Source organism: Pseudomonas sp. BF-R-26, from assembly GCF_019947395.1.
GTDB classification, from domain to species: Bacteria; Pseudomonadota; Gammaproteobacteria; order Pseudomonadales; family Pseudomonadaceae; genus Aquipseudomonas; species Aquipseudomonas farris.
On the sequence record NZ_JAGYGK010000019.1, the window covers coordinates 87,852 to 104,807 of the forward strand.

The window sequence follows — 16,956 nt, forward strand, 5'->3', positions numbered from 1 at the left end:
GTGAGTCATGAGCGAGCTGTTATTAATTGATGATGACCAGGAGCTGTGTGAGCTCCTGAGTAGTTGGCTGAGCCAGGAAGGCTTTCAGGTCCGTGCCTGCCACGACGGCCAGAGTGCTCGTCGCGCACTGGCTGAAACGTCCCCCGCGGCCGTGGTGCTGGACGTGATGCTGCCGGATGGCAGCGGCCTGGAACTGCTCAAACAACTGCGCAGTGACCATCCGGATTTGCCGGTGCTGATGCTTTCGGCTCGTGGCGAACCGCTGGACCGCATTCTCGGCCTGGAACTCGGTGCCGATGATTACCTGGCCAAACCGTGCGACCCACGGGAACTGACAGCCCGCCTGCGCGCGGTGTTGCGCCGCAGTCATCCGACGGCAGTCTCCAGCCAGCTCGAACTGGGCGACTTGTGCTTCAGCCCGGTGCGTGGCGTGGTCAGCATCGATGAACAGGAATTCACCCTCACCGTCTCCGAAAGCCGTCTGCTCGAAGCCCTGCTCAAGCAGCCCGGTGAACCGCTGGATAAACAGGAACTGGCGCAAATCGCCCTCGGTCGCAAACTGACCCTGTACGACCGCAGCCTGGATATGCACGTGAGCAACCTGCGCAAAAAAATCGGCCCGCACCCCGACGGCCGCCCACGCATCGTTGCCCTGCGCAGTCGCGGTTACTACTACAGCCTATGAAACTGACGCGATCCTTTGTAGCAGCTGTCGAGCCCCAGCGAGGCTGCGTTCGGCTGCGGAGCAGTCGTAAATCCTGTCGGCGCAGTTCAACTGGAACACCGAGTGAATGATTTTCACGACGGCTTCGCCGCCGAACGCAGCCTCGCAGGCTCGACAGCTGCTACGAGGCTTGTGTTTGTCAGCAAGGTAGAGAATCGTCTTTACCCAAGCTTTACGCTCCGCTGACCGCCGCTGACCTTGATCTCCGTAATCTGTACTCATCCGGAACGTACCGGGAATGAGACAAGGAGATACACCATGCGCAAGACTCTTATCGCTCTGATGTTTGCTGCCGCCCTGCCGACCGTTGCCATGGCCATGCCTGAAGGCGCAGGTCCGATGGGTGACCACATGGACGGCTCACGCCACGGCGGTCAGATGCACGGCATGCACGGTAAAGGCCCTTACAGCCAGCTGGACCTGAGCCGCGAACAGCGCGAGCAAATCCGCAAGATCATGGGCGAGCAGATGCATGAGCGTCAGCAATTGGTCGACAAGTACCTGGAAAAACTCTCGCCAGCCGATCAGAAAGCCCTGAAAGACGAGATGGCGGCCAAGCACAAGAAAGCCGAAACCGACGTTCGCGCACTGCTGAAACCGGATCAACAGAAGCAATTCGACGAGATCCAGAAGAAAAAGGCTGAGCGTCGCGCCGAATGGGCCGAGTTCAAGGCCTGGAAAGCGCAGCAAGCGCAAAAAGCGCAATAATGCGCTAACCCTGGACCCAACGGCTAAACCCCGTTGGGTCTGTTGCCACTCGATTTAATGTGGGAGCGGGCTTGCTCGCGAAGACGGCGTGTCAGACGGTATCAGTGCTGTCTGGCACACAGCCTTCGCGAGCAAGCCCGTTCCCACATGGATTGCGTTTGTTTGAGGATTTTCTGTGCGCTCATTGTTCTGGCGTATCCTGGCCAGCTTCTGGCTGGCCATCGCTCTGGTTGCAGGGCTCTCCATTCTGCTCGGGCACATGCTCAACCAGGACGCGTGGATTCTCAGTCGCCACCCGGGCCTTAACAACCTGCCCGAACAGTGGACGCAAACCTACGAAAGCCAGGGAGAAGAAGCCGCCCAGGACATTCTGGAGCAGCGCAAGCGCCAGTATCACATCGACGTTCAGGTGCTCAACGAAACCGGTGACCCGGTGGTACGCGGCACCTTCCCGCGGCGGGCGGCGGCCTTCGAAGCCCGACAGAACAATGACGATCGGCGCCTGCCGTGGCGGCGTCTGACCGATGAATACACCAGCGCCAAGACTGGCGACACCTACCTGCTGATCTACCGCATTCCGCACCCGGAACTGGACGCCTGGCACCGTGAAAGCCTGCTCTGGCCGTTGAGTGCACTGGGTATCGCGTTGGTGGTGCTGACCCTGTTCAGCCTGTTGGTGACCTTTTCCATCACCCGACCGCTGAGCCGTTTACGAAGCGCCGTGCATGACTTGGGGCAGACGACGTATCAACAGAACAGCCTGGCTCAACTGGCCAACCGCCGCGATGAGTTCGGCGTGCTGGCCAACGACTTCAACCGCATGGGCGCACGCCTGCAAAGCCTGATCGGCAGCCAGCGACAATTACTGCGGGACGTGTCTCACGAATTACGCTCACCCTTGGCCCGACTGCGCATTGCGTTAGCACTGGCCGAGCGGGCCAATCCTGAGGAGCGGGAAAAACTCTGGCCACGCCTGACCCGTGAATGCGATCGACTGGAAGCGCTGATCAGCGAAATTCTGGTACTGGCACGCGTCGACGCCGATAACGCCAGTGCTGAAGAAGTGGATCTCAACGCGCTGCTCAATACCCTGCAAAAAGATGCTCAGCTGGGCTCGCCCGAGCAGAACGTGCGCCTTGAGGCCGAGCCGCAACTGAACCTCAAAGGCTGGCCGACCATGATCGAGCGCGCCGTGGACAACCTGCTGCGTAATGCCCAGCGCTTTAACCCGGTCGGTCAACCGATCGAAATGCAGGCGTTGCGTCAGGGCGACAGGATTGTGGTCAGCGTGCGCGACCATGGCCCCGGCGTAGAGGCCGAGCATTTGAATCAGTTGGCTGAACCGTTCTATCGAGCACCGGGGCAAACAGCGGCCGGGCATGGCCTGGGGCTGGCCATTGCGCGCCGTGCGGCGGAACGGCATGGCGGCAGTCTGGTGCTGGCCAATCATCCGCAGGGCGGGTTTATTGCCAGCCTGGAATTGCCGTTGGTGCCGGGGGCGGTGGTGCAGCCGTAAATTCGGTGGTGATGCAAAAGATCGCAGCCTCGTTTCACTCGACAGCTCCTACAGGGATATGCGTACATCTGTAGGAGCTGTCGAGTGAAACGAGGCTGCGATCTTTTGATATTCAGGCCTTACCGGGCCAGGCGCTAACGAACTCGGTCAAATCAACCTTCTCCGCCACACGCGGTTCTTTCTGCGGCGTGCCAAGGTAAAGAAACGCAATCACCTCTTCCCCTTCCGCCAGCCCCAAACCTTTAGCCACATGCGCCGAATAAGCCAGCTCACCGGTGCGCCACACCGCGCCAATGCCTTGCGCATAGGCCGCCAGCAAAATCCCGTGAGCTGCACAACCGGCCGCCAATAGTTGCTCGGACTTGGGATACTTGTCGTGCTCCTGCAAACGCGCAATCACCACAACCACCAGCGGCGCACGCAACGGACCGTTGCGCGCCTTGTCCAGCAAGGCCTCGGACACATCACTGTCTTGCAGCTTCGCGGCTTCGGCCAGCAACTCGCCCATTTGCTCGCGCGCCGCGCCTTCGACTGTCAGGAAGCGCCAAGGCTGCAAGTGGCCATGGTCTGGCGCGCGCATCGCGGCGGCAAACAACACTTCCCGTTGCTCGGCAGTGGGCGCCGGATCGAGCAGTCGTGGGACGGAAACACGGTTGAGCAAAGCGTCGAGAGCCTGCATCGGCCACCTCCTGTAGAAAATGTTTGGCTATTCTAGCGAGAACCCGCCCGGGCTGCCGGTTTACATGCCCTGCCTCGCAGGTAGAATGGCGCCCTTCTTACTATCAACCCGAGCGGACTTCATGGCGTTGCCGACCTTACGGATCATTGGTTTCATCATCGGCATCTTCCTGATCACGCTGGCCATCGCCATGGTCGTGCCCATGGCCACCCTGGTGATCTTCGAACGCACCAGCGACCTGCCGTCGTTCCTCTGGGCGAGCATGATCACCTTCGTCGCCGGCCTGGCCCTGGTGATACCGGGGCGCCCCGAGCACATCCATCTGCGCCCGCGAGACATGTACCTGCTGACCGTCAGCAGCTGGCTGGTGGTGTGCATCTTCGCCGCCCTGCCGTTCCTGCTGACACAGCACATCAGCTACACCGACTCGTTCTTCGAAAGCATGTCCGGCATCACCGCCACCGGTGCAACGGTGCTCAATGGCCTGGACAACATGTCTCCCGGCATCCTGATGTGGCGTTCATTGCTGCACTGGATCGGTGGCATCGGCTTTATCGGCATGGCGGTAGCGATTCTGCCACTGCTGCGCATCGGTGGCATGCGGCTGTTTCAGACCGAGTCGTCGGACCGTTCCGAAAAGGTCATGCCCCGTTCGCACATGGTGGCGCGTTTGATCGTTGCGGCCTACGTCGGCATCACCATTCTCGGCAGCCTGGCGTTCTGGTGGGCTGGAATGAGCCCGTTTGATGCCATCAATCACGCGATGTCGGCGATTTCCACCGGCGGTTTCTCCACCTCCGACCAGTCCCTCGCCAAGTGGCCGGAACCTGCGGTGCATTGGGTCGCCGTCGTCATCATGATTCTCGGTGCCCTACCGTTCACCCTGTACGTAGCGACCCTGCGCGGTAACCGTCGGGCCTTGATCAAGGATGAACAGGTTCAAGGCCTGCTTGGCATGTTGCTGGTGACCTGGCTGGTGCTCGGCACCTGGTACTGGTGGACTACTCAGCTGCATTGGCTGGAAGCCTTGCGGCATGTGGCGCTGAACGTGACGTCGGTAGTGACCACCACCGGTTTTGCACTGGGGGACTACAGCCTCTGGGGCAACTTCTCACTGATGCTGTTCTTTTATCTGGGGTTTGTTGGCGGCTGCTCGGGTTCGACCGCCGGCGGGATCAAGATTTTCCGTTTTCAGGTTGCCTACATTCTGCTCAAGGCCAACCTTAACCAGTTGATTCACCCGCGTGCGGTGATCAAGCAGAAGTACAACGGCCACCGTCTCGACGAAGAGATCGTGCGCTCGATCCTGACCTTTTCGTTTTTCTTCGCCATCACCATTTGCGTCATCGCGCTGCTGCTGTCGCTACTGGGCGTGGACTGGATGACCGCGCTTACCGGCGCGGCCGCCACGGTGTCTGGCGTAGGCCCGGGGCTTGGCGAAACGATTGGCCCGGCGGGTAACTTCGCCAGCCTGCCGGATGCCGCGAAATGGATTCTCTCGTTCGGCATGCTGCTGGGCCGGCTGGAGATCATTACGGTGTTTGTTCTGTGTATCCCGGCGTTCTGGCGTCACTGATCGGCAGGGACGTTTCCATCAGCCGCGTCCGGTATTCGCCGGGAGTGGAATCGAACCAGCGGCGGAAGGCGCGGAAGAAGTTGCTCGGATCGGCAAACCCCAGCAGGTAGGCAATTTCCAGCAGGGTCATGTTCGGTTGCGCCAGGTATTGCTCGGCCAGTTCACGTCGGGTGTCATCCAGCAACGTCTGAAAACTCGTGCCCTCTTCCTGCAAGCGACGCTGCAAGGTGCGTTGCGACAAGTGCAGCGTCTGGGCCACCGCATCGCGCTTGGGTTCGCCCTGGGGCAGCAGACGGCATAACACCTGCCGTGCCTTGTGGGTCACGCGGCTCTCGGAAAACCGCGCCAGATACTCGCCGGCAAACCGGTCGTGCAACCGCGCCATGGCCTCGTTGGCGGTGGGCAGCGGTGCCTCCATGTCGACGCGCTCGAAGATCAAGGCGTCGTAGGGCGCGTTGAACATCAACGGGGCATGGAAGGCTTGTTTATAGGGTTCAAGATCAACGGGGTCATCGCCTTGCAGCAAGACCTTGCGCGGCTGGAGCGTGCGGCCGGTCAGCCAGCCGCAGAGTGCCAGGGCGCAGGCCAATGATGCTTCGGCACTCTGCCGGGTCGGCGGCAGGTGATCGCCATGGACCGTCAGAATCAGCGCATAACCCTCATCCAGCAATCGGAAACTCAAGTCGGCACTTTCGGCGATGATTCGCTGATAACGCACCAGACGTTGAAAGCCTTCAGCCAGGGACTGGCTGGACATCAAGGCATAACCGGCGACATGAAAGGACGCCGGTCGCACCACCTTGCCCATATTCAGGCCGATCGCCGGGTTACCGGACTGCTCGACCGCGCGCTGCCAGAGCCGCGTCATGGAATCTTGGGGGAAGCGCGCATCCGGATCATCCAGTGCCGCATAGTCGAGCCCTAGCTGCTTGAACAGAACCCGGCAATCCAGGCCGTCCATTTCCAGTGCTTTGACAATCCCCATCGCCCAGCTTGCAGAAGTCGTTCGTTCGCTCATGGCGTTTACTACGTGATGGCCGCATGCCACGACCCAAGACCCAAGGATAGTAAAGTGGCGCCTATTGTCACTGGCTGATACCAATGATCACTCTAGACTTAAATAAGCTACCCGCAGAACAACTTGTCGCGTGAACAGCCACCACAGAGATCGCAGTCGTGGAAAACATCAAACGCTTCAACAATTTCGCTGAGTTTTACCCGTATTACCTCAGCGAACATCGCAACAGCACCTGTCGACGATTGCACTTTGTCGGCACCTCTCTGGTTATTTTCATTCTGGCGCTGACCATCGGCAACGGCGCGTGGTGGATGTTGCTGGCCCTGCCGCTGGCCGGTTACAGCTTCGCCTGGGTCGGGCATTTCTTCTTCGAGAAGAATCGTCCTGCCACCTTTCAGCATCCTCTTTACAGCCTGCTCGGCGACTTCGTCATGTACCGCGACATGATTCTGGGTCGCGTGGCGTTCTAGGCTCCATTGGCCACAAAAGCGTTTTGAGCAGCCAATGCAGCCTTGGATCCAAGTCCTACACTCAATACATCCCTTTCGATCAGAACAAGAGGATAGCCGATGAATGTCCATGCCCGTTTTACCCATATGCAGGACGGGACGCAGGAAGACTGGGCGATCATCGCCGCAGATTTCAGCGCCTATGCCCGGCAATTGCCCAAACGGATCGTGGCGCACCTGAAGTTACTGGAGGGGGATTTTGGCGGTTTCCCGGTGGATCGCCTGACCCACTCCCTGCAAACCGCCAGCCGCGCCTGGCGCGATGGTCGCGACGAAGAATACGTGGTCTGCGCCCTGCTCCATGACATCGGCGACACACTGGGCTCCTACAATCACCCGGACATCGCGGCGGCGATCCTCAAGCCGTTCGTCAGCGCCGAGAACCTGTGGATGGTGGAGAAGCACGGGATTTTCCAAGGGTATTACTTCTTTCATCACCTGGGCATGGACCGGCATTTGCGCGAGCAATTCAGCAGTCATCCGCAGTATCAGGCGACCATCGAATTTTGCGCCCGGTACGATGCGGCGGCGTTTGATCCGGCGTACGACACGCTGCCGTTGAGCTTCTTCGAACCGATGGTGGAACAGCTGTTTGCGCAGCCGAAGAACTCGATTTACAAGGCGGCGATGGAAGAGCACGCGCCGGCCTGACAGGTCTCAGGGGACCGCTTCGCGATCCATCGAGGGCAAGCCCGCTCCCACAGGTTTTTGCAGTGTTCAAAAAGTTGTGCACCACCACAATCCTGCGGGAGCGGGCTTGCCCGCGATAGGGTCGGCCAATACACCTGTGTTTTAAGCCGACTCCGCGACCTTAACCGCCTTCAACTCGGCCTCCCGCGCTTGGGCATCGGCCAACCGATACAACTCGATCGACCCATCCCAATGCTCGATCAGCGCCGTGCACGACTCCACCCAATCCCCGCAATTGAGGTAATCCACCTCGCCGACCTTGCGAATCTCGGCATGGTGAATGTGCCCGCACACCACCCCGTGCAACTCGCGCTTGACGCATTCGTGGGCGATGGCTTCTTCAAAATCGCTGATGAAACTGACGGCGGTCTTGACCTTGTGTTTGAGGTACGCCGACAGCGACCAGTAGCCGTAGCCATAACGGGCACGCCAATGGTTGAGCCAGCGGTTGAGCGTCAGGGTGAATTCGTAGGCCGAATCGCCAAGAAACGCCAGCCAGCGGTGGTAGCGGGTAATCACGTCGAACTGGTCGCCATGAATCACCAGCAGATGACGGCCATCGGCGGTCACGTGCACCGCTTCGTCCACCAACTGGATATTGCCCAAAATCAGCTTCGAATAACGGCGCAGGAATTCGTCATGGTTGCCGGTGACGTAGATCACTTCCGTGCCGCGCTTGCTCATGGTCAGCAGGCGACGGATTACATTGGTATGCGCCTGGGGCCAATACATGCCACTGCGCAGTTTCCAGCCGTCGATGATGTCGCCGACCAGGTAAACCTTGTCCGCATGGTAGCCCTTGAGAAATTGCGACAGGTGTTCGGCCTGGCAGTCCCGGGTGCCCAAATGCACATCGGAAATCCACAAGGTCCGCACACGTTGCTTACGGCTGGGTTTGGCGAGCTCGGCGCTGGTCATGGGCAACCCTCAGGACAAGTTTTGGCAAGCTTGCGCCGGTCGGGTGAATTGCCCATGACAGTGGCAAGTCAGTCTTGTGACAACGCGAGTCGGCCCGTACCCGGTGTAGACTGGCGACCTGCACAGGAGACCTGCGATGAGACCGATCCTCACGCTACGCCAGTACACCCACGACCTGATCGTCCACAGCCACGACCACGCGCAACTGGTGTTCGGGCTGTCGGGCGCGCTGGATTTCGAGGTCGACGGTCGTGGCAGTCAGGTGGTGCAACAGAGTTTCGTAGTCGTGCCGTCCGGTTTTCATCATGCCTGCGGCAGCGCCAACGGCAGTCGTTGCCTGGTGCTGGATGTGCCGAGCGACCAATGGGTTTCGCAGTCCCTTGGCGATCACGCCGAGGCCAGCCGCCGCATGCTCGACAACGCTGGGCGCCTGCCCCTGGACGCCGGGCAAAGCCAATTGGTCAGTTGGCTGGCGGGGAGTCAGGTCAGTGATCCGCTGATTGCGCAGCAAGGTGCAGTGCTGTTGCTGGCCAGTTTGAACAACGCCAAACCCGACAGTGTGGGCGGTCGGCGTCTGCCTTATGCGGCGCTGAATGCACACATCGATCAATACGCGGCCTATCCACTGCAAGTCGCCGATCTGGCGCGCATTGCCGGGCTGTCCAGTGCGCGATTGCACGCACGGTTCGTGGTGGAATGCGGGCAGACGCCGATGGACTACATTCGCAGTCGTCGGCTGCACATTGCCGTAAGCCTGTTGCGCGATTCGGCGTTGCCCATTGGCGAAATCGCCTGTCGGGTCGGTTACAGCTCGCAGAGTGCGTTCGCCGCGGCCGTGTTGCGCGAGTTCGGTGCCTCACCCGGTAAATTGCGCCGAGAGGCTGGCGACAAATGACGCGAGTCTGGCGACAGACATAATCGGCTCAGCACGATTCAATGTAGGAGCTGGCAAAGGCTGCGATCTTTTGACCTTGATCTCCAAAAGCAAGATCAAAAGATCGCAGCCTTCGGCAGCTCCTACAGAGGCCGACGGTGTTGTCGGCCGGATTCGATACGTTTATCAAGGATTGCAATGACTCCCCGTACCGCCCTTGGCGCTCTGCATATCGGTGCACTGATGTTCGGCCTGACTGGCGTATTCGGCAAACTCGCCGCTGCCTCGCCGGCCATCATCGTGTTCGGCCGTGCTGCATTTGCCGTCCTCGCCCTGACGTTTTTCGCACGGTTCGCCAGCAATACCCGTTGGCAGAAACTCGACGCCGCAGACCTGCGTCGCCTGCTGCTCAGCGGCTTGCTGCTGACCGGGCACTGGGTGAGTTTCTTCATCGCGGTGAAGGTGGCCGGAGTGGCGATCGCGACCCTGGGTTTTGCCAGTTTCCCGGCGTTTACCGTGATCCTCGAAGGACTGATCTTCCGCGAGCGCATCCGCGCCAATGAAATCCTGCTGGTGGTGCTGGTCAGTATTGGACTGGTACTGGTCACGCCGGATTTCGATCTGGCCAGCGGCGCCACCACTGGCCTGTTGTGGGCGGTGGCTTCCGGCTTGCTGTTCACCCTGCTGTCTCTGACCAACCGCGCCAGCTCCGGACGAATTCCGCCGGTGCAGGCTGCTCTGTGTCAGAACGTGGTGGTTGCGATCTGCCTGCTGCCGGTGGCGGCGCCGCAGTTGAGCGAAGTGCGCGCCATCGACTGGTTGTGGATCGGACTGCTCGGGGTGTTCTGCACCGGCGTCGCCCACAGCCTGTTCGTCGCCAGCCTGGCGGTGATCAAAGCCCGGACTGCGTCAGTGGTGTTTGCGCTGGAGCCGGTTTACGGCATCACCCTGGCCTGGCTGCTGTTCGATGAAAACCCGACCCTGCGCATGCTGATCGGCGGCGCACTGATCATCGTGGCTATCGTGGTCTCGAGCCGGTTGTCCGGCAGTTCAAGCAAGAACGCCGTGGCGGCGCAAGCCCCGTCTCACTGAGTGCGGTCGTTGTGGCCCAGGTCGCGGTCCGGATCGATCTGATCGCGGACCCGCTGCTTGAGCACCTTGGCCTCGGGAAAACCACCGTCGGCCTTGCGCTCCCAAAGCTGCATATCGTCACAGAAAATGTGAAAAACCCCGCCGGTGCCGGGCACCAGAGACACTTTGCCCAGGTCATCGCCGAAGGTGCTAAGCAGTTCCTGGGCTAGCCAGGCGGCGCGCAACAGCCATTGGCATTGCGTGCAATAGGTGATGACGATTTCCGGTTTACGTGCGGTCATGGTTGGCAAAGTTCCTGAGCCTGAGGGGCAATAGCGGTAAAGTGCGCCTCAGCGTCGGTGTTAATGATGCGGACGAACAGGCGGTTTCACAGGAGCGAGGCCTGGTGTTATCGAATACCGGCCAACAGCGTCCGGGCCGTCTCTTTGAGCGGTTCGTCGCCTTCCTTGAGTAACTCGTTGAGCAACTCGATGGCGCTGTCCAGATCGCCATCGTCAATGCAGGTCTGGGCCTGTTCGAGTTTGCCCGCGCTGCTCGGCCCGGCCGGTTCAAGATCCATCAATTCGGCATTCAGCGGCTCAAGCTCCAGCGGTTGGGCAGGATCGCTGAACTCGTTGAGAAAGGCCTCGTCCAGAGACTGAGCGTCAGGTTCGGCGATCCACTCAAGCTCGGGCTCGTCCAGCGTCGGCTCCTCGGGCATTTCGAAGACATCGGGCAACACATGCAGATTCGAAGTGAATCCGGAGTCGTCTACCTGCTCCGGCTCATTCGACGGTTTAGCGCTGGATGATGAGTTTTCGAAGGGGCTGATCAGGTCCCAATTCGAATCCATCGACAGGTCATCGAGGTTCAACTGGAACTCATCGCTCGGTGCCGCTTCAGGGATTGCAGGCGTGGGCGGCGCCACTGCCACGGCAGCGACCACCGGTGCGGCGCTGATCAGTTTCGGATGGCGGGCGCGGATGTCCTGAAGTTGCTGTGCATCGAACCCGGCGTCTCGCAGGCTACTTTCTTGCGCATCATAAGCTTGGACGTCGCCCTGTTTACCGAGGACTTCCAACAACTGCACAGCCAGATCGGTGCGCTGAGGTTCCCTGACCAATGCATCTCGCAACAAACCGGCCGCCTCGGACAAACGGCCATACGCCAGATAGATACCCACCCCTTCCAGCACGTCGCCTGCGGGAATCTCTTCGGCCGCTCCGGCTAGCGGTTGCGGCCGGGGCGCCGGACTGGCCGGTTCTGTTGCGCGGCTGAGCACCGGTTCATGACGCGACGGCAGCACGGGTAACGGCTCGGACTGGACCTGATCCTGAACCTGCTGTCGTTGACGGCGAATGAATACTGCGAGCAACACCAACGCCACCAGTGCCAGCAACCCGAGGATCAGCAGCCACGGAGTCGGTTCAGACTCCTCTACTACAACGGGCACCGGTGCCGTCACCTGGGGAGCAACCGGCTCTACCGATGCCTGTTTGACTTCCGCCAATTGGGTTTGCAGCTCGATCACCTGCTTTTTCTGGCCGGCGATCTGCTCGTCCTGAGCCTGAAGTTTCGCATTGAGTTCATCGATGGTCTTTTGCAACTGTTGGTTCTGCAGCACGCTCGCGGCCAGTTGTTCGGCAACAGCATCATTCGCGGTCGCAGCAGCTGGTTTATCGACATCAGGCTTGGGCGTCGCCGCCTTCGCAGCAGGTGGCGGTGCAACAGCCGGTTCGACGGACGGGAACGCGGAAGACTGAGGGCGCGGCGCAGGGTCGTCGTTCACGGGAACAATTCCAGGCGAACCCGGCGGATCGATCAGCACTGTGTACTCGTGCAGCAAACGCCCGTTGGGCTGATTGAGCTGCACCAGAAAATTCAGGAAGGGTTCCTTGACCGGTTTGCTGGAAGTCACCCGGATCAGGCTGCGGTTGCCCCGCAGGATCGGTGTGAACTTCAGGTCGTTGAGGAAGAACACCCGTTCGACGCCGGCGCGGCTGAACTCATCCGCCGTCGCCAGGCTGACCGATAGCTCGCCCTCTTCCAGACCACCGGCGTCCACCAGGGCAATGTCGGCATTGAACGGCTGATTCAACGCCGAATGCTGGGTGATCTCGCCCAACCCCAGCGCAGGGGCCAATGCCGAGTAAGTGACGGCACCACCGACCAGCAGCAGCCTGGTGCAACACCGCAAAATAACGTGCCAACTCTCGAGCATGAGCATCCCTTAGATAACCAGAACCAACCTGTACGTATTCGCACATCCGGTACGAACACGATATTGCCTAGTAGTTCTTTATAGTCTGCCCAACGGGGTATCTCAAAAGTCCGGCGCGTGGTTGTGCCTCAAGATTTTTCCAGGTTGGCCAGGATGTGCCCGTGGACTCGCATGCAGACCTTCAAATCCGCCTCATCGACGCCTTCGAACAGTTCGTGGCGCAACTGAGTGGCAATGGTTTCAATTTGTTCGATCAAGGGCCGGGCCGGGGCACAGAGGACGATTTTTTTCGCCCGGCGGTCTTCCAGCACGGATTGGCGCTGCACCAGACCCTGACTTTCCAGGCTGTCGAGCAATCGAGCCAGGGTGGGCCCTTCGACGCCGACGCTTTGCGCCAGTTCGCGTTGGGTGGGGGCATTCTCGAAACGCGCCAGGTGAAGCAGCACCAGCCAGCGCGCCTGGGACAGACCCAGGCCAGCCAATCGGCGGTCCAGTTCGGCACGCCACCCACGAGACATCTGGGCCAGTTGCATGCCAAAGCGGTGTTGATCGGTTAACGGCATAAAACACTCATGGTTAGACTGAAAATAGAGAAAAACTAATTATTAGTCAGCTAAGCATGACCTTTGGCTATAGGCAAGGCTTGCTCTGTACTGAATCGTTACATCTGTGCCGCAGGTCATTCAGACTTCGAATTCCGACTGCAGGGCGGCACGAACGCAATACAAAACACCTTCCGGAACTCTCCCCGCGAACAGCGCGGCAATCTCCGACACGGGCGGCAGTTCACCTTCGCCGTCGAGGAAGGCGTCCTGAACTTCGCCCATCAACTCTTCGGGCAAGTCCAGCGCCTGTTCCAGCGACAACTGCTGCTTGCCGATCGCCTCGGCGAGCATCGCGTAGACGTTCTTTTCCGAGCATTGCAGCTGACCGGCGATCTGCAACGGTGTCATGCCGGCCCGAGCCAGTGTGATCAGCTCGTGGCGCACATCGGCCACCACTTTCGGCGCCTCGACCTGACCGCCGAGCACTTCGAGGAAGGCCTCGCCGTAACGCTCCAGTTTGCGCGCACCAACGCCGCTGACCGTGGCCATTTCTGCCAGCGAGGTCGGCTGGCTGCGGAGCATTTCCAGCAGCGTCGAGTCGGGGAAGATGACGTACGGCGGCACGCCATGCTCTTCGGCCAGTTTGCGACGCAAGGCACGCAAGGCTTCCCACTGTTCGCGTTCTTCGCCGCGAACCAGTTGGCTGGCCTGGCTCTTGCTGCTTTTGGCGGTGGTTTGCGGCTTGAGGTCGCGGCGCAGTTCCAGGGTCACTTCGCCCTTGAGCAGCGGCCGGCAGGTATCGCTCAGGCGCAGGCCGCCGTAGCCTTCGAGGTCGATGTCCGCCAGACCACGGGCAACCAGCTGTCGGAACAAGGAGCGCCATTCGCTCTCCCCCATCGCTTTGCCTACACCGAATACCGACAAATGCTGATGACCGAAGCTGCGGACCTTTTCGTTGTCCTTGCCCAGCAGCACGTCGACCAGATGACCGACGCCATAACGCTGTCCGGTGCGGTAGATCGCCGACAGCGCCTGACGGGCCGGCTCGGTGGCGTCCCAGGTCTGCACGCCGTCGACGCAGTTGTCGCATTGGCCGCAGGGCTCGGGCATGTCTTCGTCGAAGTACGCGAGCAGGGTCTGGCGGCGGCAGCGGGTTTCTTCGCAGAGCGAGAGCATGGCGTCGAGCTTGTGCTGCTCCAGACGCTTGTGGCGCTCGTCGCCTTCGGAGTTTTGCAGCATCTGCTTGAGCATCACCACGTCTTGCAGGCCGTACGCCATCCAGGCATCCGCCGGCAGGCCATCACGCCCGCCGCGACCGGTTTCCTGGTAGTAGGCCTCAAGGGACTTCGGCAAATCGAGGTGCGCGACAAAACGTACGTTAGGCTTGTCGATGCCCATGCCAAACGCCACGGTGGCGACCATGATCAGGCCTTCCTCGTTGAGGAAGCGCTTCTGGTGATGGGCCCGCGTGTCGTTGGGCAGACCGGCGTGGTACGGCAGCGCCGGGAAACCTTGCTCGCTGAGGAACACCGCTACTTCATCAACCTTTTTGCGCGACAGGCAGTAAACGATACCGGCATCGCTGCGCCGCTCGGCGAGGAACGCCAGCAACTGCTTGCGCGGCTGTTCCTTGGGTACGATTCGATAGAAAATATTGGGGCGGTCGAAACTCGAGAGGAAGCGCTCGGCATCCTGCAGATGCAGACGATCGACGATTTCTTCTCGGGTGCGCTTGTCGGCCGTCGCGGTCAGGGCAATACGCGGGACGTTGGGGAACAATTCCGCCAACTGGCCCAGTTGCAGGTATTCCCGACGGAAGTCGTGCCCCCATTGGGACACGCAATGCGCTTCGTCGATGGCGAACAGGGCGATTTCAAGGCTTTGCAAGAACGCCAGCATGCGCGGCTGAACCAGGCGCTCGGGCGCCAGGTAGAGCATTTTCACCTCGCCGCGCTTGATCCGCGCCGCCAGATCACGCTGTTGCTCAGCGCTCAGCGTGGAGTTCAACGCCGCCGCAGCGACGCCCAGCTCTTCGAGGGTGGCGACCTGATCGTCCATCAGCGCGATCAGCGGCGATACCACAACCGCCAGGCCTTCGCGCAGCAGTGCCGGCACCTGGAAGCACAAGGATTTGCCGCCACCGGTAGGCATCAGCACCAAGGCGTCGCCGCCACTGGCCACGCGCTCAATGATTGCACCCTGACGGCCACGGAAACTGTCGTAGCCGAAGATGTCCTTGAGAACGCGTTGAGCCTGTTCGAGCATAAAAACTCCAAAAATCACCGAAACATCCCTGCAAGGCTGGTTCAGAATCATGAAAGCTGCACCGACAAATCGTAAGTGCGCATTGCATGACGCTGCACATTTCAGCCGTGACGCCAGCAGGGCATCACAAAACGCGCGAGTATACCCGACGCCTGTCCGGCAAAGGGCGCCGCTGAGAAGAGGAACGCAACGCAATACCTGTGGGAGCGGGCTTGCCCGCGATGGCGGCGTGTCAGGCGAAAAATGTATTGGAAGTACCGGCCTCATCGCGGGCAAGCCCGCTCCCACAGGGATTGGGCCAGACTGGCGGTATCGACAACCACAGAATCCCCCCGCAAGGCTGCAAAAATGCCGCGCGGCTGGCCTGAGCGCTCAAGAAGGCCTAGAATTCCCGCATCGTATATTCCCCAAGGTAGCCCTTTAATGTCCTTCGCTGAGCAACTAACCCGCCTGCAAGTCTTCCTCGACGCCGACGAGCTGCATGACGAGGCGCTGGACTACGTGGCCGCCCACGGCTACCTCACCGCGCTGTCGATCTGTTCCGAGAGCGTTCCCGACCGTGAATGGATCGACGCACTCTTCGCCGAAGAGCCGCATTACGCCGACGACACCGAGCGTGAAGCGATCGAATCCACCCTGCTGCTGCTCAAGGCGCACATCGCCCGCCAACTGGCGTCCGACGAAGAGTTCGAGCTGCCGTGCGACCTGGACCTGGGCGAAGAGCCGGACGACTCCGACCTGCGCGGCTGGTGCATCGGTTTCATGGAAGGCGTATTCCTGCGCGAAGCCGCCTGGTTCGAAACCGCCGAAGACGAAGTCAGCGAAATGCTGCTGCCGATCATGGTCGGTTCGGGTCTGTTCGACGAACAGCCTGAGTTCGAAGACATCGCCAAAGACGCCAACCTGATGGACGACATGATCGTGCAGATCCCGGAAGCCCTGACCGCGCTGTACCTGCTGTGCCAGGCGCCAGACGAAAAACCGGCGATTCTCAAGCCACGTCACCACTAAGGTTTTGCCTATGGACAACCCCATAGGCAACCGCCCTCTGATGTTGCGCTACGTGCTGCTGGCCATCGGCTGGCTGAGCGTAGCGCTGGGGGTGATCGGGATTTTCCTGCCGGTGCTGCCCACCACACCGTTCCTATTGCTGGCGGCCGCCTGTTTCGCCCGCAGTTCGCCGCGTTTCTATCGGTGGCTGGTTGAACATCCACGGCTTGGGCCGTGGGTTCGCGACTACCTGAGCGGCAATGGCATTCCGCTCAAGGGCAAGGTCTACGCCATAGGTTTGATGTGGGCGAGCATCCTGCTTTCCTGCTATCTGGTGCCCCTGCCGTGGGCGCGCGGGTTCATGCTGACCAGTGCAGTGCTGGTGACGGTTTATATCCTCAAGCAGAAAACCCTGCATAAACCCTGATCCCATCTGTGGCCCGGGGGCTTTTGTGGCGAGGGAGCTTGCTCCCGCTGGGTTGCGAAGCGACCCCAAAACCAGCCACCCAACTTTTCCTGACTCACCGCACTGACTGGTTTTACGACTGCTGCGCAGCCGAGCGGGAGCAAGCTCCCTCGCCACAGAAAGCAACCCGCCGACGTCCATTCGTCCGACGACCTGCCCTTCCTCGCTGAAAACACCGCCTAGACT

At 60.4% G+C, this 16,956-nt stretch carries 17 protein-coding genes; 10 read left to right on the forward strand and 7 right to left on the reverse strand.

The window, feature by feature from the left end:
- The first annotated feature begins 7 nt into the window (after window positions 1–7).
- The 3 genes from KGB18_RS25475 to KGB18_RS25485 all read left to right on the forward strand — a co-directional run bounded on the left by KGB18_RS25475 (window position 8) and on the right by KGB18_RS25485 (window position 2,948).
- Window positions 8–685 carry a response regulator transcription factor gene (locus KGB18_RS25475; RefSeq protein ID WP_008010984.1) on the forward strand — a complete coding sequence of 226 codons (678 nt, stop codon included), beginning with the start codon at window positions 8–10 and terminating at the stop codon, window positions 683–685.
- Between the two features lie 297 nt (window positions 686–982).
- Complete coding sequence (locus KGB18_RS25480; protein ID WP_123720658.1) at window positions 983–1,432, forward strand: Spy/CpxP family protein refolding chaperone; 450 nt, start codon at window positions 983–985, stop codon at window positions 1,430–1,432.
- A gap of 175 nt (window positions 1,433–1,607) precedes the next feature.
- Entirely contained in the window at window positions 1,608–2,948 is a 1,341-nt protein-coding gene (locus KGB18_RS25485; RefSeq protein ID WP_123720657.1) for a sensor histidine kinase, read from the forward strand.
- Window positions 2,949–3,060: 112 nt separating this feature from the next.
- On the opposite strand, the gene KGB18_RS25490 is transcribed toward KGB18_RS25485, so the two are convergent.
- The gene (locus KGB18_RS25490; RefSeq protein WP_123720656.1) at window positions 3,061–3,627 is read right to left on the reverse strand and encodes an NAD(P)H nitroreductase; all 567 of its coding nucleotides are present in this window, start codon (window positions 3,625–3,627) and stop codon (window positions 3,061–3,063) included.
- A 121-nt stretch (window positions 3,628–3,748) separates the two neighbouring features.
- On the opposite strand from KGB18_RS25490, the gene KGB18_RS25495 reads away from it, so the two are divergent.
- A complete protein-coding gene (locus KGB18_RS25495; protein WP_052966756.1) occupies window positions 3,749–5,203 on the forward strand; it encodes a TrkH family potassium uptake protein in 1,455 nt (484 codons plus the stop codon).
- On the opposite strand, the gene KGB18_RS25500 is transcribed toward KGB18_RS25495, so the two are convergent.
- Entirely contained in the window at window positions 5,160–6,221 is a 1,062-nt protein-coding gene (locus KGB18_RS25500; protein WP_223570693.1) for an AraC family transcriptional regulator, read from the reverse strand. The two genes, KGB18_RS25495 and KGB18_RS25500, sit on opposite strands and share 44 nt — an antisense overlap.
- Window positions 6,222–6,379: 158 nt before the next feature.
- Here KGB18_RS25500 and KGB18_RS25505 point away from each other — a divergent pair, with 158 nt between their 5' ends.
- Window positions 6,380–6,691 (forward strand): DUF962 domain-containing protein, encoded by a 312-nt coding sequence (locus KGB18_RS25505; RefSeq protein ID WP_052966758.1) that lies wholly within the window; start codon window positions 6,380–6,382, stop codon window positions 6,689–6,691.
- 99 nt (window positions 6,692–6,790) lie between these two features.
- Complete coding sequence (locus KGB18_RS25510) at window positions 6,791–7,381, forward strand: HD domain-containing protein (protein WP_123720654.1); 591 nt, start codon at window positions 6,791–6,793, stop codon at window positions 7,379–7,381.
- 141 nt (window positions 7,382–7,522) lie between these two features.
- On the opposite strand, the gene KGB18_RS25515 is transcribed toward KGB18_RS25510, so the two are convergent.
- Entirely contained in the window at window positions 7,523–8,338 is an 816-nt protein-coding gene (locus KGB18_RS25515) for a UDP-2,3-diacylglucosamine diphosphatase (protein WP_123720653.1), read from the reverse strand.
- 136 nt (window positions 8,339–8,474) lie between these two features.
- Here KGB18_RS25515 and KGB18_RS25520 point away from each other — a divergent pair, with 136 nt between their 5' ends.
- Window positions 8,475–9,233, forward strand: a complete 759-nt coding sequence (locus KGB18_RS25520; RefSeq protein ID WP_123720652.1) for a helix-turn-helix transcriptional regulator — start codon at window positions 8,475–8,477, stop codon at window positions 9,231–9,233.
- A gap of 177 nt (window positions 9,234–9,410) precedes the next feature.
- Window positions 9,411–10,304: a DMT family transporter gene (locus KGB18_RS25525; RefSeq protein ID WP_223570694.1), complete on the forward strand. Its 894-nt coding sequence runs from the start codon at window positions 9,411–9,413 to the stop codon at window positions 10,302–10,304.
- Here the strand turns inward: KGB18_RS25525 and KGB18_RS25530 are convergent.
- From KGB18_RS25530 to recQ, 4 genes are all read right to left on the reverse strand, one after another.
- The gene (locus tag KGB18_RS25530; protein WP_123720650.1) at window positions 10,298–10,585 is read right to left on the reverse strand and encodes a SelT/SelW/SelH family protein; all 288 of its coding nucleotides are present in this window, start codon (window positions 10,583–10,585) and stop codon (window positions 10,298–10,300) included. The two genes, KGB18_RS25525 and KGB18_RS25530, sit on opposite strands and share 7 nt — an antisense overlap.
- A 107-nt stretch (window positions 10,586–10,692) precedes the next feature.
- Window positions 10,693–12,504, reverse strand: coding sequence for a FimV/HubP family polar landmark protein (locus tag KGB18_RS25535; RefSeq protein WP_223570695.1), 1,812 nt, complete (start codon window positions 12,502–12,504; stop codon window positions 10,693–10,695).
- A 128-nt stretch (window positions 12,505–12,632) separates the two neighbouring features.
- Window positions 12,633–13,067 (reverse strand): MarR family transcriptional regulator, encoded by a 435-nt coding sequence (locus tag KGB18_RS25540; RefSeq protein WP_038979496.1) that lies wholly within the window; start codon window positions 13,065–13,067, stop codon window positions 12,633–12,635.
- Window positions 13,068–13,187: 120 nt separating this feature from the next.
- The gene (gene recQ, locus KGB18_RS25545) at window positions 13,188–15,314 is read right to left on the reverse strand and encodes a DNA helicase RecQ (protein WP_223570696.1); all 2,127 of its coding nucleotides are present in this window, start codon (window positions 15,312–15,314) and stop codon (window positions 13,188–13,190) included.
- 423 nt (window positions 15,315–15,737) lie between these two features.
- Between recQ and KGB18_RS25550 the strand changes: the two genes are divergently transcribed.
- Both KGB18_RS25550 and KGB18_RS25555 read left to right on the forward strand, forming a co-directional pair.
- Window positions 15,738–16,325 carry a YecA family protein gene (locus KGB18_RS25550; RefSeq protein WP_038979493.1) on the forward strand — a complete coding sequence of 196 codons (588 nt, stop codon included), beginning with the start codon at window positions 15,738–15,740 and terminating at the stop codon, window positions 16,323–16,325.
- Window positions 16,326–16,335: 10 nt separating this feature from the next.
- On the forward strand, window positions 16,336–16,731 hold the full coding sequence (locus KGB18_RS25555; protein ID WP_123720647.1) for a YbaN family protein: 396 nt from the start codon (window positions 16,336–16,338) through the stop codon (window positions 16,729–16,731).
- Window positions 16,732–16,956 lie beyond the last annotated feature (225 nt).